This is a genomic window from Sorangium sp. So ce834 (assembly GCF_051521425.1).
Taxonomy (GTDB): Bacteria; Myxococcota_A; Polyangia; order Polyangiales; family Polyangiaceae; genus Sorangium; species Sorangium cellulosum_D.
Genome location: NZ_CP150351.1, coordinates 12687848 through 12707337 on the forward strand (window position 1 = coordinate 12687848; position 19490 = coordinate 12707337).

Genomic DNA, 19490 nt, shown 5'->3' on the forward strand with positions numbered 1-19490 from the left:
GGACGCGCCGACGCCGCGCTCGTGCCGGCGTCGTTCGACCTCGCCGCGCTCCACGCCGACGCGCCGCGCGACCTCCCCGCGCTCTTTCGCAAGCTCGTTTTCCCGCACGCCGAGCGCGCGACCCCCAGAGGCCCGCGCCTCCGCGCGCTGCCGCGGGCCGAGCGCGAGCGCGCGCTCGCCGACGTCGTACGCGCCGAGATCGCGAGCGTCCTCGGCCACACGGCCGCGAGCGCCATCGAGGCGCACCGCCCCTTCCTCGAGCTCGGCCTCGACTCGCTCATGGCCGTCGAGCTCCGCGCCAAGCTCGCCTCAGCCACGGGCCTGCGCCTGGCTTCCGCGTTCCTCGTCGATCACACGACGCTCGACGCCGTGACGCGCGCGCTCCTCGCGCGGCTCGAGCAGGACGACACGCACGACGCGCCCGCGGCGGAGCCCTCGGGCGACGCGGACGAGCGCCGCGACACCGCGCTCTTCAGCCTCTTCAAGCAGGCGATCCACGCGGACGAGCCCGATCTCGCGCACAGCCTGCTGCTCGCCGCCGGAGAGATCCGCTACCGCCACGAGCGCGCGGCGCGCACCGCCCCGAAGGTCCTCGAGCCAGCGCGCCTCGCGCGCGGCCCGCTCGGGCCAGGCCTCGTGTGCCTCCCGTCGTTCTATCCGCCGGTCTCGGTCTACACGCGCTTCGCGGCGGCGCTCCGCGGCGAGCGCGACGTATGGCTCCTCCCGCCGCCCGGCTACGCGCGCGGCGAGCACCTCGCGCCCGACATGCCGGCGCTGATCGAGCACCAGGCCGCGGCGATCGTGCGATCCACGGCGGGCTCGCCGTTCGCGATCGTCGCGTACTCGTCGAGCGGGTGGCTCGCGTACGCGACGGCGAGCTGCCTCGAGAGCAAAGGCTGCTCTCCGCGCGCGCTGGTGCTCCTCGACCACGTGGATCAGAGCATCCCGCGAGAGCTCGGGCACCAGATCTGGCGCGAGTGGGTCGACTTCCCGGTCCCTGCCCGCGACGACGTCGAGATGAGCGCCCTCGGCCACTATGTGAAGCTCCCGCAGGCCGAGACACCCGCGCAGATCGCCGCGCCGATCCTCCTCGTGCGCCCCGCGACGCTGTCGGCGACGGACGTGTGGCCGCCGCACTGGCGCGCCCCCGAGGCGGTCGTCGAAGTCCCCGGGAGCCACTCGACGATGCTCGTGACGCACGCCGAGAGCACGGCGCGCGCCGTCCACGAGTGGCTCCTCTCGCGCCCCGCGTAGCGAACCACGACGCGATTCACATGCGCCCCCATCGCCGTCCCATCCGCCCCATCACGGTCCCACGATCTGGAGAGTCCAAATGAGCCAAATCGCAAAAGCCTACGGCCACGTCATGAGAGATCCCGCGTACGAACAATTCGCGGGCGGCTACGTGAACTACGGCCTCTGGACGAGCGCCACGAAGAGCCCCGCCGAGGCGTGCCACCACCTCGTCGACACGCTGTTCGCGAAGCTCCCGGAGCGAGGGAGAGTCCTCGACGTCGCGTTCGGAAAGGGCGTCTCGACGAAGCGGCTCGAAGAGCGCTACGGTGCGGAGAACGTCGCCGGAATCAACATCGACGCCGACCAGGTTCAAATCGCGCGCGAGCGGGGCGTCACCTGCGATCTCCGCGTGATGGACGCGGCGAAGCCTGATTTCCCGAGCGAATCGTTCGACGCGATCCTCTGCATCGAGTCGGCGTTCCACTTCCAGAGCCGCGCGCAGTTCCTCGCCGAAGCGCGCAGGATGCTGAGGCCGAGCGGCGTCCTCGTGATGTCCGACATCCTGTTCCGCACGGGCCACGGCCTGGATCCCGAGGTCTTTCCGCCGGAGAATCACGTGAGCTCCGTCGACGAGTACCGCCGCGCGTACGTCGCCGCGGGCTTCTCGCCCGAGTCGGTCGCGATCGACGTCTCGAGCCGCCAGCAGATTTACCCGCTGTGCGCGGCGGTCGCGGGGGCGTTCGACTTCTTCCGCGGGCGCGCCCCCGGGGCCGAGCCGCAGGCGAACGGAGCCCAGGCGTTCACGGCCGTGGAGCGCTTCTGGGCGTCCTTCATCGTGAGCCGGCTCGTCAACATCCAGGAGTGCGTCCTGGTCGCCGCGCGCAAGTGAGCGCGCGGCGCGGATCGATCGACCGACACCAACGAGCACCGTGCTCGATATAGGACCTTAGCGTCGAGCGAGCTCCCTCGCCTCGCGGATGCGCGGAGCGTAGAAAGCACACATGATCTCCATTTCGAAATCCAAGCATGAGCTCCTGCCCCCGGGCCCCCGGTCGCCGACGGCGCTCCAGACGTTGCAGTGGCTCAAGAACCCGGTGCCGTTCCTCGAGGCCTGCGGCGCGCGCTACGGCGACATGTTCACGCTGAAGCTCCCGACGCAATGGCCCGTCGTCGTCGTCCAGCACCCCGAGGCCGTCAAGGAGGTGTTCGCCCTCGACTCGAACGCCGGCCACGCGGGCGAGGCCAACAACATCCTGAAGCCGTTCCTCGGCAAGTACTCGCTGCTCGTGCTCGACGGGGAGGAGCACATGCGGCAGAGGAAGATGATGATGCCCGCCTTCCATGGCGAGCGCATGCAGGCCTACGGGCACGCGATGATCGACGCCGCGCACGCGTCGATCGACACGTGGCCCGTCGGCAGCCCGTTCGCGGTCCACGCGCCGATGCAGGCGATCACGCTCCAAGTGATCCTCCGCACGGTCGTCGGCATGACCGATGGGCCGCTCCTCGCCGAGCTCGAGGCGCTCTACCCGCAAGTCATCGACGCCGCGGCGGCGCCGGCGATGCACTTCGAGCTCTTTCGAAAGGACCTCGGGCCGTGGAGCCCGTGGGGCAAGTTCAAGCGCCGCTCGGCCCGTGGAAAAGAGATCATGATCCATGAGATCCGCCGCGCACGCGAGAAAGGCACGGCGGGCCGCACCGACGTGCTCGCGATGATCATCGACGCGAAGGACGAGAACGGCGAGCTCTTGACCGAGGACGAGATCCACGGCGAGCTCATGACGCTCCTCGTCGCCGGCCACGAGACCACGGCGACGGCGCTCTGCTGGGCGCTGCGGTGGCTCCTCCGCGACGCCGCGCTCACGCGGCGCGTCGCCGAAGAAGCCGCCGAAGTGGCGGACGATCCCGTGAAGATCGCGAAGAGCGAGCTCCTCGATCGCGTCGTGAAGGAAGCGCTGCGCCTCCAGCCGATCGGGCCGGTCGTCGCGCGCGTCCTCAAGCAACCGCTCACGATCCAGGGCCGCGAGCTCCCGGCGGACATCATGGTCGCGCCGTGCGTCCAGCTCGTGCACCACCGCCCGTCGCTCTATCCGAATCCGACGCGCTTCGACCCGGACCGCTATGTCACCTTCAACCCGAAGCCGTGGGAGTTTCTCCCGTTCGGCGGAGGCCTGAGGAAGTGCATCGGCGCCGCGTTCTCGATTTACGAGATGAAGATGGTCCTCGCGACGGCGTTCTCGCGCCTCTCGATGGAGCTCGCGACAGACAACATCAAGATCATCCGCCGCGGCGTGACGCTCGCGCCGAGCGGCGGGCTCCCCCTCGTCATCCGCAAGAAGAACCCGCGCGCGACGAAGCCCATCGCCGCTTGACCATGACGCCGCGAATCGACTCCCGCAGCGCCGCACCCGTGTCGCGGCGTGGCGGCCGCCGTCGAGCTGAAGCCGCCCAGGACTACGCGTCGAGGAGGCTCTCGTCGAGCGGGGCCACCTCGACGCCGTGCTCGGCCGAGATCGCGGCGCGGAGCGCGAGGCACGCGCGGTGGCGGCGGAGCTTCGCGGCGTTCACGCTGATGCCGAGCACCTCGGCGACGCCGCGAATGGACGAGTCGTCGTCTTTGATCAACGTGACGATGACGCGCTGGGTCTCGGGGAGCGTCGCGAGGGCATACTCGAGCGCCCGCGAGCGCCGTGAAGCATCGAGGGACTCGTCGGTCGACTGCGCCGTCGACGCGACATCGTCGAATGAGCTCGGGTCCACGAGGGACTCGGCCTTCTTGCGGGAGTGATTGATGACGACGCGGCGCGCGAGCGAGTATGCCCACGGCGAGACGTTGCTCCCGGCGACGAACCGGTGCCGCGTCGCATGAATCTGCAACATCGTCTGCTGGAGAAGATCCTCGGCGAGCGCCGCGTCGCGCGTCCGCCGCAAGAGATAGCGAAAAAGGCGGGGGGCGAGCTCTTCATAGAGCTCGCGAAAAGCGGCGACCTGGCCGCTGACGTACCGATCCATCGCGGATCTCTCGCGCCCTCGCTCGTCGCCGGCCGGCAGACCCGCTTCGCCGGCCGGCGTTGCTCGGGCTTCAGCGGACATCAGCCCGCTTTCGTCCTCGCGCCTTGGCCAGCTCGCGCCTCGTCGGTCGGCTCGGCCCGATTTTGTCCGGCGTTCCAAGGCTGACAACTTCGCCTCGCTCGAGTCATGATCTGCATTCATTGATGGACCTCCCCTCCCGATCGGATGGGCAGTCGGCTCGTCGCGTAAACGCAGTTCGTTGCAGCTTCAGCTCGTGCTCAACAGGAATCACGGAGTCGATGGGCGAGGGGCGCCATCACCAATGCTCCGCCGCTGCGTGGCACAATTTGCTGATTGCCTTCAAACTTCACGAAACACGTCAAGCCGATTTCGAGTTTAAATTACCACGGGCAACGTACTTCACAAGCAGGATCGTCCTGACGCTTACGAAAAAAATGATTCTGTCTCGGGCGGGACCCAATCGGTGTGCGCCAGGCGCGCACCGGAGATGCCTACGCCTCGGCACTCAGCTCGTTTCTATGTTGTTTCGCTTTTATGAATCGACAGATCCCTTGAGGCAGTGTCGCGGCAGAGGTCTGGCGATCGCGTCGGAGCGCCTGGTCGCCGGCAACGCCGTGGGTTTCTGGCAGCTCTGGCGGATGGAAGCGCGGCGCCGGCGAGGTCGGCCCGCCGGTGCGCCGGGCGCGATGTGCCGTGCTCGCGAGCGCCGGCCTTTCACTCACCGCCACGCGCCGCGCACGGGGGGTCCGTCGCTCCGGGTCGGCGGGCGACGGCGCGGGACGCGGTGGGGCCGACGAGGAGCAGGCGGCCAACTCCGTTGCAAGGACGGTCTGCGGAGCATGCACTAGATCTCTCGGCGTGGACGCGCCCTTGCTGGAGCCGCCGGTCCAGCGAGTGAGGGGCGGTTCTCCCCCTGTATGCTGGCAAGCTCCGCCGTCCTTCACGCGTTCCTGCGCGGGCGCGTTCGTGCGCGGCGTCGGTTCGCCATGCAGCCCTGGTGTAATCTTGTACGGCACGCGTGCTCGCGGAGGCGCCTGCTGATCGGCGGGGATCGCAGGCTGGTCCTCCCCGCCAAGCTCGAGCCGCGGCTGCGCGCCCTGCCCGGCCGGCTCTCCACCCGGCTTCGCGTCGATCGGCTCGGGGAAGAGGCGGCCGGACACAAGCTCGAGGGCGGCAGACCGAAACAAGCTACAGCGCGGGCTCGTGGACGAGCGCGACGCGCCTGGACCTGACCCTGGAGCCGGTGCGATGACCTTGTTCGACGCCTACTCTTCGTGGACTGGAGCGCGAGCAACAAGCCGACGCAGCTCGAGCCGAAGAAGGACGCCATCTGGCTCGGGGAGCTGGTGCGCGGCGCGGCCTCGGCGGAGCGCTATCACCGGACAGGCTCGGTCAACCAGGGGTTCGAATCCCTTCTCCTCCGCTGAAATGATTGAGGATCTCGTCGAGGAGCCTGGGCGCCCTCTGGTGAGCCTCGCGGGTCCAATCCCAGGCCGTTCACACGGCGACGCCGGGGCTACGCCGGCCGCCGGGTGAAGACCTGCACCGCGTCGTCCTTCAGGTTGTCGCTCGTGTGCGCGTGGCGCTGGGAGACCGAGAGGTGCAGGCGGCCGGCGAGCTGCTGCGCGTCGGAGCCGAGGCCCCGTCCTTGAAGCGCTCGGGCTGAAGAGGTGCCGCAGGCGGTAGAGCTGGGTGGCCGGCACCTGCGCCGACGCCTCGCGCCCGCTCCGGCGTACCATCCGCCTGCCGGTGACGTCCCCGTTCCTCGAGACCCCCGAGTCCGCCTGGGTGGCCAGCAACGCGCTAGCGTTCGCGCTGCGCGACCGCTTCCCGGTCAGCCCCGGCCACACGCTCGTCGTCCCGCGCCGCCTCGTCCCGACCTGGTTCGACGCCACCGCCGACGAGCGCGCCGCGATGTTCGAGCTGGTCGACACGGTCAAGCGACTCCTCGACGCCGAGCTCCACCCGGACGGCTACAACGTCGGGATCAACGCCGGCGAGGCCGCAGGGCAGACCGTCATGCACCTGCACGTGCACGTGATCCTGCGCTTCCGCGGCGACGTGGACGACCCGCGCGGCGGCGTGCGCCACGTCATCCCGGGCCGAGGGAACTACCTCGCCGGCAGACCCCCGCCGCTCGCGACCGGCGGCGCCGAGGACCCCTTCTTGCGCCACCTCGCGCCGGTCTTCGCGCGCGCGACCGACGTGGCCATCCTCTCGGCCTTCGTCCAGGAGAGCGGCCTCGACGTCCTGGAGAGCGACGTGTTCGCGGCCCTCGCGCGCGGCGCGCGCGTCCGGCTCGTCACCGGCGATTACCTCCACATCACCCAGGCCACGGCGCTCGCCGAGCTGCTCGACTGGGCCGGCGGCAACGCCGCGCTTTCGGGCGCCGGAGGCGCCCGGGGCAGCTTCGAGACGCGCGTGGTCGAGGTCGACGCGCTTCCCGGCACGATCCGCTCGTTCCACCCCAAGTCGTGGCGCTTCGAGGGCCCGGGCTTCGGCGCCGCGTTCGTCGGAATCGAGCAACATCTCCCGCGCTGCGCTCGGACCCGGCATCGAGTGGAACCTCCGCGTCGACCGCCACCGCGATCCGGACGCCTACCGGGCCGCCGCCAGCGCCTTCGAGCGCTGGTGGTCGCGCGCCCGGCCGCTCACCGCCGACTGGGTCGAGCGCTACGCCCAGCGCGCGCGGCAGGCCGCGGTGGGCCTGCCGCCCGGCGAGGAGGACGCCGAGCCTCTCGAGCCGCCGCCTCCGCCGCACCCCATCCAGCGCGAGGCGCTCGCCGCGCTGCCGCGGAGCCGCGCGGACGAGGGCCGCCGCCGCGCGCTCGTGGTGCTCGCCACCGGCCTGGGCGAGACGTACCTCGCCGCGCTCGACGTCGAGGCCTGGTCCGAGCACCACGGCTGCCGCCCGTGCGTCCTCGTGCTCGCCCACCGCGAGGAGCTCCTCGTCCAGGCCGCCCGGACATTCCGCCGCCTCCTGCGGGGCCGCGCCGCGCGCTTCGGCTGGTGCGCCGGGAGCGCCGGTGACCTCGCCGGCGACGTGGTCTTCGCCTCGGTGCAGAAGCTGTCCCGCCCCGAGCACCTCGCGCGCCTCGCCCCGGGGAGCTTCGACTACGCCATCGTCGACGAGGTCCACCACGGCACCGCGCCGAGCTACCGCGCCATCCTGGACCGCCTCGATCCGGGCTTCTTGCTCGGCCTCACCGCCACGCCCGAGCGCGCCGACGGCGCGGACGTTGCCGTGTTGTTCGATGATCACGTCGCCTACCGGGCGGACATCGGCGCTGGCATCGAGCGGAATCTGCTCGTCCCCTTTGCGTATCTCGGCCTCAGGGACGAGACCGATTACCGCGCTGTCGTCCGCTTCGTCCGCTCGCCCGATGGGCTATGGGCCGAGCCGGAGAGCCCCGAGGGCGCCTCCACGGCGCCGCGCGGCGCGCTCGTCGCTCTCCCCGATCTGCGGGCGGCGGCCGGCGCCGCCGCCGCACCGACGGAGCTCTCTCCCGAGGCCGAGACGGTGCGGCTCCCGATCGCGGCCGCGCGCGGCGATGGGCTCTTCGCGGTGCGCGCTGCGGGCAACTCGATGGATGGCGGGAAGCGTCCTATCCGCGACGGGGACTGGCTGATCATGAAGTTTGCACGCGGCGCCTCGTACGATGCGCTGGACGGCAAGGTGGCGCTGCTTCAGATACCCGATCGCGATCTCGGGTATGCCTACCAGATCAAGCGGCTCGTGCGCGATCGGTCGCGATGGTGGCTCCGCTCGGACAACCCGGACGCGCCGTCGTACGAGGCCACGGCCGAGACGGTGCCTGTCGCGATCCTGGTCGAGGTGGTCCGCCCCGAGGACATCGGCCCGAGCCCCGGCGAGCGCTTCGAGGACGACGACGCCGCGGCCCGTGCGTTCGGGCTGGAGGAGCCGCCGCGGACCGGCCGTGTCGGCGGTCACCTCTTCTTCTGTCTGGAGGCGCCCGGGCCGCTGGTCGCGCCCGATCGCATTCGCTCGCCGCTGCCGGCCCAGGAGCGCCGCCCCGGGGAGACGGCGTTCGTGCTCGTGCGGCCGCCCGGCGAGCCCACCTGGCGAACCCTGGGCGTGGCCCGTTACCTCGATGAGGAGGGGCTCTGGGCCTGTCCCGGGATCGACCATGCCGCCTACCGCGCCCTGGGCTCAGGCCGCGGGGCGTCCAGGTCGCTCCCGGCGGGGAGCCGCGAGCGCGCGCGGGCGCTCGTGGAGGAGCTGCTCCAGCGCCCCGCCGCGGGCGCCTTCGTGGAGCGCGACGGCAGGCGCTGCAGGATCGTCGGCCGGGCCGACGGCGGCGGGCTGCGCATCGACGGTGGCCCGGGCGGCTTCGCGGAGCGGACGGTGTCGCTGACCGATCTCGCGTGGGTGATCGTCGCGCGCGACGACGTCGGGAAGAACGGCGGGCCGCTGGACGAGCAGCGGGTCAACCGGCTGCGCTATCTCGAGGGGACGCCGCGGGCCGCGACGCGGTGGATCGACACGGGATGGGCGCTCGCGCTTGCGGCGGCGGTTCACCCGGCGGGCGAGGGGTGACGGCGTGGAGGGCGGCGCGCGAGGCGGCTCTCGCGGCCCGCGGGTGGCCTGCGCGCCGGCGGCAGCCGTGAATGCCAATCGCCAGACTCATGGGGCGACAGTCGAGTGTTAACGTTCACCCTCCTGGGTCCCCCTCCTCGCGAGGATCATCGCGGAGGTGGCGAGGCGGGTTCAGGACCGGCAGCCGCCGCAGCCGTCGGCGCAGTGAACGCAGCTGACGGCCAACCGCGGCCGTATGGAGACATGGCTCCGTATGGCCCCTCAGGTCGTGCAGCGCGTCATCCGGCCGTGCAACGCGTCGTCCACGATCGTGCGACGCGTCGTCCACGAACCAATCGAAGCTCAGCAGTGGACAGTCGCTGCTCTGACCGCATGCCCAGCTGCGCGGGTAGATCGCAGGATGTCTCGGAGAGCAGCCGTCCGTGCTGGCGAGCGGACGGGGCGAGGCATCCTAAACCCCGAGTCTACCCTGTGATCGTGGTGGAGCGCCGAACGCCTCGTGCACGTCTCCGCCTCGCTCGGCGAAGGCACGGCCCTCCGATCGAAACGGGCAGCAGCTAGAGCGAAGCGGCGTCTGCGCGACCTTCGTATGCCAGCGCTTCACTATCCCGCCTCCAAAGGAAAACGCTCGGCGAGACGCCGGTGATCTCGTCGACGGAGAGCTTCGGGCTCATCCACGTCTTCTGATCCGCTCCGGTGATCACTTCGGCGCGACAGGGGAATATTGGGCTATGCGAACGTTGCGTCAACTATCGTACATCGGTACGACAATTTTTTTGACCTCAACAGCCTTCCTCGCTTCCTGCACAGGGAACATTGCGGATAACGGTGGCGAAGACGACAACCCCACCGGCGGCAGCGGTTCGACCGGCACCGGGGGCGGCATCGACAATGGGCCCCCGGATGTCTGCATCCCCGGCCTCCCGGCGACGAGCCAGCTCCCCCGCCTGCTGAACCGGCAGTACGACAACACGGTGCGGGACCTCCTCGGGGTCACCCGCGTGGGCGCCGAGGGGAAGCCGCCGTCCGAGCTGCTCGTCAGCGACTTCGACGGCCCGATGACCCCGGACGCGTGGCGCATCTATCAAGAGGTTGCCGCGGCGATCGCCAAAGACGTGATGGCTGGGCCGAACAAGTCCAAGTTCATCAGCTGCGATCCTGCGGCGAGCGGTTGCTTGACGCAGACCATCCAGACCTTCGGCCGCAAGGCGTTCCGTCGCCCGCTGACCGCCGAGGAGGTGGCCCGGTTCGAAAAGCTGGGCCAGACGACGCCGGCAGGAACGCCCGCCGAGGTTGCCGAGACAACGTTGTACGCCTTCCTCGTGTCGCCCTCGTTCCTCATGCTCCCCGAGCTGACGACCACTCCGGCTTCGTCCGGTGACGGCATCCAGCTCTCCAGCTACGAAGTGGCGACGAGGCTCTCGTACTTGCTCTGGGGCTCCGCGCCGGACGACACGCTGAACGCGGCGGCCGACAACGACGAGCTCCAGACCAAAGAGCAAATTCTCGCCCAGGCGCAGCGCATGATCGACGTGCGCGAGAAGACCGGGCCCCTCGTGGCAGCGTTCCACCGGAACTGGGCGCAGATGGACAACGATCTCGCCCACTGGTGGAAGGGGGACCACGACACCGAGACGTATCCGTTGTACAATGCATCCGCCAAGCCCAGCTGGCAGGCCGAGCTCGACGCCTTCTTCGAAGAGGTGGCGTTCGGGGGCGGTTCGTTCAAGGACCTCCTCCTCAGCAACGTCGCCTTCGTCAACAAGGAAAACGCGGCGATCTACGGGCTCGATCCTGCGTCGTACGGCGCCGAGCTGACCAAGGTGGAGCTGGACGCCAACGAGCGGCCGGGCTTCCTGACGCGCGTCGGGTTCTTGAGCTCCTACTCGAGCTACAACGCCACGAGCCCGATCCTGCGAGGCGCGTTCATCGCGACGTACCTGCTCGGTGTCAATCCGGGTCCGCCCCTCCCCGGCGCCACCATGCTGACCGTCGACGGCCAGTTCGACACGCAGCGCGCGTACGTCGAAGCTCTGACGAAGCCCGAGAGCTGCAAGGGCTGCCACGCGGTCGTCAATCCGCCGGGATTCGTGATGGAGGGCTTCGACGGCATCGGAAAGATGCAGACGACGGATCCTCGCGGTGGTGTGATCGACGCGAGCGTCACGACGAACACCATCGACTTCGGCGACGGCAACGTGAAGGAGATCACCTCGCCGTTCGAGCTCATGCAGGAGATCGCTCAGGTTCAGAAGGCCAAGGAGCTCTACGCTCAGGCGTGGGTCTCCTACGCCTTTGGGCGGCTCCCGAACGGGAAAGACAAGTGCGTCGTCGATATGCTCCAGGCCAAGTTGTCTGAGAGCGGGTACAGCGTTCTCGATCTGATGGCCGATCTCACTCAAGCGGATTCGTTCCGCGTGCGAATCCGTGAAACGCAGTGAAAGCTGAGGAATGTTGACCATGAGCACGAAACTGAACCGCAGAATCTTCCTCCGTGGCATGGGTGGAGCAGCCTTGGCTGCGCCGTTCCTCAGCTCTGTGTGGGAACGCACCGCGAGGGGCGACACCCCTGCGCCTGGGAAGGCGCTCATCGTGATGTTCACGCACTACGGGGTCATCACGAACAAGTGGTTCCCCACGAAGACCCAGGGCGAGCTCACGGCTGCCGACCTCGAGCCGACGAGCCTCGCGGCCCTCGCCCCCTATGCGAAGAAGCTCCTCATGCCGCGCGGCATCCGCTCGATGAACGAGTGGACCGCCAACATGACGCGTGGACAGGGGAACGACTCCCACACGCAGATCGTCGGGTCCTTCTTCACCTGCCAGCCGGTCACGCCCAACAGCAACGACCCGTTCAGCTTCAACCAGGCGACGAAGTTCAACGCGAAGGCGGTCGGTCCTTCGCTGGATCACGTCATCGCCCAGCAGCTCAGCCCGCAAGGCACTCCGTTGCTCTTGAACACGGCGGGTCAGAATGACGGCGCTCAGTCGGCGATCTCCTACAAAGCCGCCGAGACCCTCTTCAGCGGCCTCAACGCGTCGCAGGCCTTCAGCAGCCTCACGGGCCTCTTCCAGTCGGGGCAGCCGATGTCTCCGGACAGCTACGCGGCGATTCGCGGCAAGAGCGTCCTCGACCTCGTGAGGGACGATCTGCAGACGCTCGAGCGGTTCGACATGAGCAGCGCCGACAAGCAGAAGCTCGCGGCCTGGAAGGAGCTCGTCAACTCGACAGGAACCGTGATGGTCTCCGCGCAGTGCAACGCGGAGCTCGGCGAGATGCTCGGCGCGACGTCGGCGAACGCCTCCAAGGCGGCGTCGGGCGGCTTCGGCACCGACGTCCTCACGACCAAGGTCGCCGGCGACCTGGATGGCGCGGACATCTATTCGGCCATCGCGGCGCTCGCGGCCGCCTGCAACGCGAACCCCGTGATTTTCATGAAGTACCCCGGAAATTACAATTTCAAGGGGCTCGGCATCACGATGGAGTCGCACTCCCTCTCGCATCGCCTCGACAACGCGGGCATGCAGGGCAGCTGCTTGCCCAACGCGATCGAGATGCTCCTGAAGGTCGACGCCTACTACGCGCAGAAGTTCGCGAACCTCGTCAAGATGCTCGACAGCATCCCCTCGGGGAGCGGGACGGTCCTCGACAGCGTCGCCGCCATCTGGTTCAACGAGATGTCGGACGGCAACGCGCACAACCTCAACAACGCTCCGATCATTCAGGCCGGTAGCGCCGGCGGCTACTTCAAGACCGGTCAGATCATCAACGTCGACCCCGCGTCGACCCCGACGGCCGGCAACAGCATGTCGCAGTGCGCCAATGGCACCGGCCAGGTCAACGGTGTCAATCAGGGCACCGGGACCGATCCGAAGATCGGCAACGCGCCGATCAACAAGTACTTCTGCAACATCATGAACGCCCTGGGCGTGAAGGCGGGCGCGGATGGCTTCCCTGCGAAGGGTGGCTCCGCGGAAGTGACCCACTTCGGCTATTCCGACAAGACGGAAGAGTTCATCGGCGGCAAGGGCGCACGCGAGGCGTCGATCCACAATCCGGGCGGGTTCGCGGAGCTCAAGGCCTGAGCGCCCTCGGGGCGACGCCCTGAACACTCGGACGAGCTCGTGTGCAGAGACCTCTTCTCGCCGAAGAGGTCTTTGCGTTTGTGCGTGCCGGTGACCGCGGACGCCGCGAAATTGGCGCTCTTCATGGTGTGCCTCACCTCGCGGCTCCGCGCTGGCCGGCGATGGCGGACAGCGATAGGCTGAGGATCTCTTCTCATGTTCATGTTGGCGAGGCGTCTCCTCATCCCTGCCGCTGTGCTCCTCCCCCTGGCCTGCTCGAGCGAAGCGAGCGATGGTGCCGGGGTGGGTGGGGACATCGGCGACGACGCGCTCATCGTCCCGGAAGACCTCACCGTCATGGCGCTCCCCGGCGGAAACGGCGTGCTCAACGTGATCGCGCTGACCCTTCGCAAAGGACCGACCAATACCGAGCTCTACGCCGCCTTGAGGAACGACGGGGATATTCCGGCCTGCAGCGCCGCCGTTTCAGTCGAGCTCTATGACAGGACCCAGCGGTCCCTGGCAGTCGGGATCAACGGGTTGCTCACTCAGCATTTCTATCGGCTCACGGATGGCTCGGGCGCCATCGCCGCGTGCGTGGGTCCAGGCGATGTGACCATGGCCGCGGTGACGGGCCTGCCCTCAGACATCGTGATCGAGGACGTCGGCTACGTCGTGTACCGGTGCCCTTACTTTGCCCTCGACGTCGCTCCGATCGATGGCCTCACCATCAGCCAAGTGAAGGCCGTAACCCGTGGCGACGGGACGGCGTACACGGGCACGTTCTACAACGGGCTCGACGTAGCGGTGAGCGAGCCCTCCGCCACGGTCTTCTCCGTCAATCGCGTGGGGCGTCCGCTCGGCGTGGCGATCGGCAGCGGCACAGTCCAGATTCCGCCGGGTGGCAGCTGGACTTTCGAGACGAACACCGTGGACACGCCCGGACCCGAGCACGCCGCATACCCGGCAGCCGCGCTTGTGAAGGAGTAGACCATCCCAAGCCGCACGGCAAACCTGCGCCCGTGGGGCGCCGCGACCCGTCGGGGGCTACTCGCCAGGCCCTGCTACTCCAGCGCGCCGTCGGCGATCCACTGCGAGAGCGCTTCGATGTAGTCGGGGGGTACGCACTTGGCATCCCCATCGTTGACGCACTCGAGGGGCATCCGCTGAGTCTCGCCGCACGGCCCCTTGAGGATCTTGATGAGAGCGCTCTCTTCCGGCTTGCCGGGATTGACGACCGGGATATTGCCGCAGTTCTTGGACACGTGCGTGGTCAGCCTCGTGCGCAGCTCTGCGTCGACCTTCAAGTTCAGGGGGTTCATCTCGTCGTTGTGGCAACCCGCCCCGAAACAAGAAGCGTTTTCAATCACGTACTTCATCGTCTCGAACGTCGGTGCGACCCCTGGGTCGCCACCACCGGTTCCTCCAGTGCTCGCGCTGCTGGTAACGCTTCCCGAGCTCGAGTCCGAGCCGCCGGTCCCAGACCCGCTCGAGGTGCCGCTCGTGCTTCCGGCTGCCGAGCTGCTGGTGCTGGTGTCGTCAGGATCCTCCGGCGCATCGGAGCAGCCTGAAAGAGGTGACAGGATGGCGACGATTGCTGCCGCGACGAAGCTTGAGAGTTGAATTTTCATGGGTCACGATGAAGGTTGCGTGAGAGGAAGTATAGCTTTCTTCATCGCTGGATCAAAGAGAAAGCCTTCGATCTTCAGGCCTTGAGGGCGAGGTGCGGTCGACGAAGGGATTCGGTGAGCTCGAAACTTTGTGGCCGCCTCACCCGTAGGCTTTGGCCGCTCGCTCGGGAGAGAGCTGCGCGAGGCGAGGGGTGTCCTCTGTGGCGGGTAATCAGCGCGAGACCGGCGTCGCGTGCTCGGACGGATGGAGCGCAGCGGTGATCCGGCGCTGGTCGGCAGCGGCCCAGAGGCGCTCCTTGAAGTCGGCCGGGAAGGGCGTCGGCATGTGCTTTTACCCGGGGACGGGGCCGCCCGCCTCGCCTCGAACCGCGGCCGAGCCGCGCCCGCCGCCCGAGCCGGGCTGCGCACCCGGGGTCCTCCGCGCCGCGCTCACGCCCGCGCCCACGGCCGCGAGGGCCGACGCGACGAGCATCGTCCCCTGGAACGCCTCGCCGAGCGCGCCGCTCTCCGCCGCCGCGGCCGGCTGCCCGCCGCCGAGCGCCGCGAACATCGCCCCGGAGGCCGCCACGCCGCAGAGCATCCCCACGTTGCGCGCCTCGGCGAGCAGGCCCGCGGCGGTGCCCTGCTGATCGCGCGGCGCCGCGCCCATGATGCGGCTGTTGTTCGGCGAGGTGAACAGTCCGGAGCCGACCCCCACCAGCGCGAGCGCGGCGAGCAGGCTCGCGCGCTCGGGCCGGGGGCCGAGCATGGCCATGCTCGCGAGGCCGAGCGCCAGCGCCGTCATCCCCGCGACGGCCGGCCCTCGCGCGCCGATGCGGTCCGAGAGCCAGCCGCTCGTCGCGGTGATCACCGCCATCACCGCCGGCTGCACCGTCATCACCAGGCCCGCGTCCGCCGCGCTCATCGCGAGCTGACCCTGCAAGTAGAACGGCAGCAAGAACAGCATCATGTACACCGCCGCGTACTGGAGAAACGCGGCGACGAGCCCGCGCCCGAGCGCCGGTTGCAGGAGGAGCGCGCCCGAGATCAGCGGCGCTGGGCTCCGCCGCTCCGCCCGCACGAACGCCGCCGCGAGCGCAGCGAAGGCGGCGAGGAGCCCGACGACCCTGGGGCTCTGAAAGCCCCAGCGCTGGCCGCGCGTGACGGCGACGAGGAGCGCGGTGATCGCCGGGCCGAAGAGGAGCGCGCTCGCCCACGGAAAGGGCCGCCCGCGCGCGCCGAGCGGCGCGCCCCGCGCAGGCGGAGCCGACGCCGCGTCCGAGGCTGCCGCCGTCGCGCCCGGGTCTGCGCCGCGGGCGATCGCCGGCGTCGCGCCGGCCGATCCACCCCAGACGAGCGACCGGGCGAGGAGCCCTCCCAGAACGGCGATGGGCACGTTGATCCAGAAGGCCGCGTGCCAGCCGGCGCGCTGCGCGAGCCAGCCGCCGATCGACGGCCCCAGCGACAGCCCGAGGTACGTCGCCGTCGCTTGCAAGCCGAGCGCGCGGCCGCGCTGCGCGGGCGGGAACGCGGCGGTGGTGAGCGCCGGGCCGTTCGCCATCAGCATGGCCGCGCCCGCGCCCTGGAGGGCGCGCGCCGCGACGAGCGACGCGAGCGTGGGCGCGAGCGCGGAGAGCGCCGAGCCCACGCCGAAGACGCCGAACCCCGCGGCGTACACGCGCCCCTTGCCGTGACGATCGCCGAGGCGGCCGAACGGCAGGAGCAGCGCGCTCACCGAGAGCGAGTAGGCGGCGAGCACCCAGCTCGCGGCGCCGATGTCGACCCCGAGATCCCGGCGGACGAGCGGCACCGCGACGTTGATGAGGCTGCTGCCGAGCGCGGACATCCAGGTGCCGACGGCGACCACGCCGAGCACGGCGTAGGGCCTGATCGCGGGGGCGCTCAACGGGGCGCGCCGCGGTGGAGATAGCGAGGCTGAGCCGGTCGCGCCGCGGCGGCGCGGAGCCGGGCCTCCTCGACGACGCCGTGCGCCGGCGAACGCGAGCAGGCCGGGTCCGTCGCGGCGGCGTCGCCGGTGAGGTGGTAGGCCTGGCAGCGGCAGCCCCCGAAATCGGCCTCGCGGCGGTCGCAGCCCCGGCAGGGCTCCGCCATCCACGCGTCGCCGCGGAAGCGGTTCATGCTCGGCGCCTCGCGCCAGATCCAGGCGAGCGGCCGCTCGCGCACGCTCTCGAAGCGCAGCCCCGGGATCGTGTGCGCCGCATGGCACGGCAGCACCAGGCCGTCCGGCGCGATGTGCAGGTAGCGGCGCGCCCAGCCGTCCATGCACGCCCGCGGCCAGGCGGCATAGTAGTCCGGCGTGACGAAGACCATCTCCATCCGGCCGAGCAGCCGCTCGCGCGCCGCCGAGGCGACGGCGAACGCGCGCTCGAGCTGATCCCTCGTGGGCAGGAGCGCGTCGCGGTTCGCGAGCGCCCAGCCGAGGTACTGCGTGTTGGCGAGCTCGAGCCGGTCGGCCCCGAGCCGCTCGGCGAGCGCGACGATCGCCGGCACATGGTCGATGTTCTCCCGGTGCAACACCACGTTCACCGTGAGCGGCAGGCCCTCAACCTTGACCCACGCGGCCACCGCGAGCTTGTGGTCGAACGCCGCGTAGCCGGCGATCCGGTCGGCGCGCTCGGGGTCGGCGTCCTGGACGCTGAGCTGCACGTTGTCGAGCCCCGCCGCCCGCAGCGCCGCGAGGCGCTCGCGCGCGAGCGGGACCCCGGACGTGATGAGGTTCGTGTACAGCCCGGCGCCGCGCGCCGCGCGGACGAGCGTCTCGAGGTCGCGCCGGGCGAGGGGCTCGCCGCCCGTGAGGTGGAGCTGCATCACCCCGAGCTCGGCGGCCTCGGCGAAGACGCGGCACCACGTCTCCGTCGAGAGCTCCCCGGCGGCGCCCTCGAGCTCCATCGGGTTCGAGCAATACGGGCAGCGCAGCGGGCAGCGGTAGGTGAGCTCCGCGATGAGCGTATAGGGGCGGTGCGACGCGGCGTCTGCCGCGGCCCCGCCCTCGAGGGCGAGCGCGGGGCCTTGCGTGGTCGGCGCGCCGCGCGCGGCGGCGGCCCCGACGGCCTGGGCGGCGCGTCGCTCCTCGAGCAGGCCGCGCGCGGCGAGCTCCTCCAGGAAGGCGAGCACGTCGCGCTCCACCGCGTCCGGCGGCGTGGAGGCGAAGGAAGCCGCGATCTCGGCGGCGATCTCGGCCACCGTGCGCGCGCCGTCGAGGCGCGCGGCGACCGCCGCGGCCACCGGGTTCAGCGCGAGGCCGCGCTCCGGATAGAGCAGGATCTCGCGCCCCGAGGCGCGATCTCGCGCGAGCCGCGCCTTGCTCGCGAGGATGAGCCGATCGCCGGGCGCGAGGGGCATGTCTGCGTCACGCCTCGGGCCCGTAGGCCGCCGCGATGGCGTCGAGCATCGCCCAGAGGATGTCGCACTTCGTGATGAGCGCGGCGATGCACGCCTCCTGGGCGGCGCGCGTCGTCGCGCGCGCCGTCACGTAATCGATCGCCTCGGTGGAGTCGGCCCTGGCGCGCGTCACCCGCCCGCGGAAGTAATCGAGCGTGGCCTGGTCGACCCAGGGATAGTGCTGCTCCCAGGCGACGATGCGCCGGGACATGAGATCCGGCGCGAAGAACTCGGTGAGCGACGAGGCGACCGCCTCGAGCAGGCTGCGCTCGCGCACCAGCGTCACGTACGCGTCGCAGGCGAAGCGCACCGCGGGCAGCACCCTGGTCAGGCCCGCGACCTCGTCGCGGTCGAGCCCCACGCCGTCCGCGAGCCGCAGCCACAGCGCGAGGCCGCCCTCGCCCTCACGCGCGCCGTCGTGATCGACGATGCGGTGGATCCAGAGCCGCCGGAACGCCGGACCCTCGCTCTTCGAGAGGATGAGCGCGTCCTTGATGGGGATCCGCGTCTGGTAATAGTAACGGTTGAGCACCCAGCCCTGGATCTCGCGGCGCGAGAGCTCGCCGCGGTGCATTCGCTGGTGGAACCTGTGGTTGTCGTGATAGCGCCGGGCGCCCTCGTCGCGCAGCCGCGCGACGAACGCCTCCCGGGAGAGCGGCTCGTCGTTCATAGGTCGATCACAAGGCCGTCCGCGGCCACCTCCCAGCCCGCCTCCTCCACGGCGCGCCGCTCGGGCGAGCCCTCGACGAGGATCGGGTTGGTGTTGTTGATGTGCGTGTAGATCTTCCGCCGCGCGGCGACGCCCGCGAGCAGCCTCAGGCTCCCGCCGTCGCCGCCGATGGGCAGGTGCGCCATGTCCTCGGCGCGGGCCTTGCCGAGCCCGAGGCGCACGAGCTCGTCGCTCGACCAGAAGGTGCCGTCGAAGAAGCAGACGTCCGCGCCGTCGAGGCGCGGCACGTAGCCGCCGGCCGCCCCGACGGCCGTCGCGACGGCGGCTAGGCGGCCGCTCGCCGCGTCGCGGACCCAGAGGCCGATGTTGTCCTCCGGAGACGGCGGGGCGAGGCCCTCGAGGTGCTTCGGCACCTTGCCCGGCAGCGCGACCGGGACCACCGTCACCCCGGTCTTCGCGCCGTCCGGCCCGGTGAGCTCCGCGGGCTTCTCCAGCTCGAGGCGCCGCCACGTGGTCTGCCCGGGGAAGCGCAGGAGCGTCCGGAAGATGGTGTTGCCCTCGGTGAGGCCGCGGTAGACGGCATCGGTGGCGTAGATCACGAGCGGCGTGTTCTCGCGCAGGGAGAAGAGCCCCAGCGTATGATCGAGATCGCCGTTCGTGAGGATGACGCCCGCGATGGGCGAGGCCCTGCCGGCCCGCGGCTGCAGCGGTGAAAAAGCCTCGATCTGCCGGTGGACGTCGGGGGAGGCATTGACGAGAAACCAGCTGCGCTCGCTCACCTCGAGCGCGAGCGCGTCCTGGGTGCGAGGGCGGATGCGCGCCGAGCCGCGGCGCGCCTCGACGCAGTTCGGGCAGGCGCAGTTCCATTGCGGGAGGCCGCCGCCGGCGGACGAACCCAGGACGCAGAGGCGCATTC

Annotated in this window: 14 protein-coding genes and 2 pseudogenes; 10 read left to right on the forward strand and 6 right to left on the reverse strand. The window is 70.2% G+C overall.

Annotation, left to right across the window (positions count from 1 at the left end):
- Window positions 1–195 precede the first annotated feature (195 nt).
- The 3 genes and pseudogenes from WMF20_RS46500 to WMF20_RS46510 form a co-directional block, all read left to right on the forward strand.
- Window positions 196–1254 (forward strand): annotated as a pseudogene (locus WMF20_RS46500) (thioesterase domain-containing protein); the annotation flags it as partial.
- 79 nt (window positions 1255–1333) lie between these two features.
- On the forward strand, window positions 1334–2125 hold the full coding sequence (locus WMF20_RS46505; protein ID WP_437608161.1) for a class I SAM-dependent methyltransferase: 792 nt from the start codon (window positions 1334–1336) through the stop codon (window positions 2123–2125).
- Between the two features lie 112 nt (window positions 2126–2237).
- Window positions 2238–3608: a cytochrome P450 gene (locus tag WMF20_RS46510; protein ID WP_437608162.1), complete on the forward strand. Its 1371-nt coding sequence runs from the start codon at window positions 2238–2240 to the stop codon at window positions 3606–3608.
- An 82-nt stretch (window positions 3609–3690) separates the two neighbouring features.
- Here WMF20_RS46510 and WMF20_RS46515 read toward each other — a convergent pair whose 3' ends face one another.
- On the reverse strand, window positions 3691–4167 hold the full coding sequence (locus WMF20_RS46515) for an RNA polymerase sigma factor (protein WP_437617238.1): 477 nt from the start codon (window positions 4165–4167) through the stop codon (window positions 3691–3693).
- Here WMF20_RS46515 and WMF20_RS46520 point away from each other — a divergent pair.
- The 7 genes and pseudogenes from WMF20_RS46520 to WMF20_RS46550 all read left to right on the forward strand — a co-directional run bounded on the left by WMF20_RS46520 (window position 4102) and on the right by WMF20_RS46550 (window position 13882).
- Window positions 4102–4413 (forward strand): hypothetical protein, encoded by a 312-nt coding sequence (locus tag WMF20_RS46520; protein ID WP_437617268.1) that lies wholly within the window; start codon window positions 4102–4104, stop codon window positions 4411–4413. The genes WMF20_RS46515 and WMF20_RS46520 overlap by 66 nt on opposite strands.
- Window positions 4414–5543: 1130 nt before the next feature.
- The gene (locus WMF20_RS46525) at window positions 5544–5696 is read left to right on the forward strand and encodes a hypothetical protein (protein ID WP_437608163.1); all 153 of its coding nucleotides are present in this window, start codon (window positions 5544–5546) and stop codon (window positions 5694–5696) included.
- A 361-nt stretch (window positions 5697–6057) separates the two neighbouring features.
- Window positions 6058–6261 (forward strand): annotated as a pseudogene (locus WMF20_RS46530) (HIT family protein); the annotation flags it as partial.
- A 709-nt stretch (window positions 6262–6970) separates the two neighbouring features.
- Window positions 6971–8827 carry a DEAD/DEAH box helicase family protein gene (locus WMF20_RS46535; RefSeq protein ID WP_437608164.1) on the forward strand — a complete coding sequence of 619 codons (1857 nt, stop codon included), beginning with the start codon at window positions 6971–6973 and terminating at the stop codon, window positions 8825–8827.
- Between the two features lie 776 nt (window positions 8828–9603).
- Window positions 9604–11268, forward strand: coding sequence for a DUF1592 domain-containing protein (locus WMF20_RS46540; protein ID WP_437608165.1), 1665 nt, complete (start codon window positions 9604–9606; stop codon window positions 11266–11268).
- A 154-nt stretch (window positions 11269–11422) separates the two neighbouring features.
- Window positions 11423–12913: a DUF1552 domain-containing protein gene (locus WMF20_RS46545; RefSeq protein WP_437617239.1), complete on the forward strand. Its 1491-nt coding sequence runs from the start codon at window positions 11423–11425 to the stop codon at window positions 12911–12913.
- A gap of 195 nt (window positions 12914–13108) precedes the next feature.
- Window positions 13109–13882: a hypothetical protein gene (locus WMF20_RS46550; RefSeq protein ID WP_437608166.1), complete on the forward strand. Its 774-nt coding sequence runs from the start codon at window positions 13109–13111 to the stop codon at window positions 13880–13882.
- Between the two features lie 74 nt (window positions 13883–13956).
- Here WMF20_RS46550 and WMF20_RS46555 read toward each other — a convergent pair whose 3' ends face one another.
- The 5 genes from WMF20_RS46555 to pqqB all read right to left on the reverse strand — a co-directional run bounded on the left by WMF20_RS46555 (window position 13957) and on the right by pqqB (window position 19488).
- A complete protein-coding gene (locus tag WMF20_RS46555) occupies window positions 13957–14523 on the reverse strand; it encodes a hypothetical protein (protein ID WP_437608167.1) in 567 nt (188 codons plus the stop codon).
- Window positions 14524–14854: 331 nt separating this feature from the next.
- Window positions 14855–16408 carry an MFS transporter gene (locus tag WMF20_RS46560; protein ID WP_437608168.1) on the reverse strand — a complete coding sequence of 518 codons (1554 nt, stop codon included), beginning with the start codon at window positions 16406–16408 and terminating at the stop codon, window positions 14855–14857.
- Entirely contained in the window at window positions 16405–17865 is a 1461-nt protein-coding gene (pqqE, locus tag WMF20_RS46565) for a pyrroloquinoline quinone biosynthesis protein PqqE (RefSeq protein WP_437608169.1), read from the reverse strand. Before pqqE ends, WMF20_RS46560 begins: the two co-directional genes overlap by 4 nt.
- Window positions 17866–17872: 7 nt before the next feature.
- On the reverse strand, window positions 17873–18574 hold the full coding sequence (gene pqqC, locus WMF20_RS46570; RefSeq protein ID WP_437608170.1) for a pyrroloquinoline-quinone synthase PqqC: 702 nt from the start codon (window positions 18572–18574) through the stop codon (window positions 17873–17875).
- Window positions 18571–19488 (reverse strand): pyrroloquinoline quinone biosynthesis protein PqqB, encoded by a 918-nt coding sequence (gene pqqB, locus WMF20_RS46575; RefSeq protein WP_437608171.1) that lies wholly within the window; start codon window positions 19486–19488, stop codon window positions 18571–18573. Before pqqB ends, pqqC begins: the two co-directional genes overlap by 4 nt.
- Window positions 19489–19490 lie beyond the last annotated feature (2 nt).

What these genes read in the sequence shown, in the direction of transcription:
- WMF20_RS46505 (WP_437608161.1), top strand. Translation starts at nt 1,334, where the DNA reads ATGAGCCAAATCGCAAAAGCCTACGGCCACGTCATGAGAGATCCCGCG.
- WMF20_RS46510 (WP_437608162.1), top strand. Translation starts at nt 2,238, where the DNA reads ATGATCTCCATTTCGAAATCCAAGCATGAGCTCCTGCCCCCGGGCCCC.
- WMF20_RS46520 (WP_437617268.1), top strand. Translation starts at nt 4,102, where the DNA reads ATGAATCTGCAACATCGTCTGCTGGAGAAGATCCTCGGCGAGCGCCGC.
- WMF20_RS46545 (WP_437617239.1), top strand. Translation starts at nt 11,423, where the DNA reads ATGTTCACGCACTACGGGGTCATCACGAACAAGTGGTTCCCCACGAAG.
- WMF20_RS46550 (WP_437608166.1), top strand. Translation starts at nt 13,109, where the DNA reads ATGTTCATGTTGGCGAGGCGTCTCCTCATCCCTGCCGCTGTGCTCCTC.
- WMF20_RS46555 (WP_437608167.1), bottom strand. Translation starts at nt 14,523, where the DNA reads ATGAAAATTCAACTCTCAAGCTTCGTCGCGGCAGCAATCGTCGCCATC.
- pqqE (WP_437608169.1), bottom strand. Translation starts at nt 17,865, where the DNA reads ATGCCCCTCGCGCCCGGCGATCGGCTCATCCTCGCGAGCAAGGCGCGG.
- pqqC (WP_437608170.1), bottom strand. Translation starts at nt 18,574, where the DNA reads ATGAACGACGAGCCGCTCTCCCGGGAGGCGTTCGTCGCGCGGCTGCGC.
- pqqB (WP_437608171.1), bottom strand. Translation starts at nt 19,488, where the DNA reads ATGCGCCTCTGCGTCCTGGGTTCGTCCGCCGGCGGCGGCCTCCCGCAA.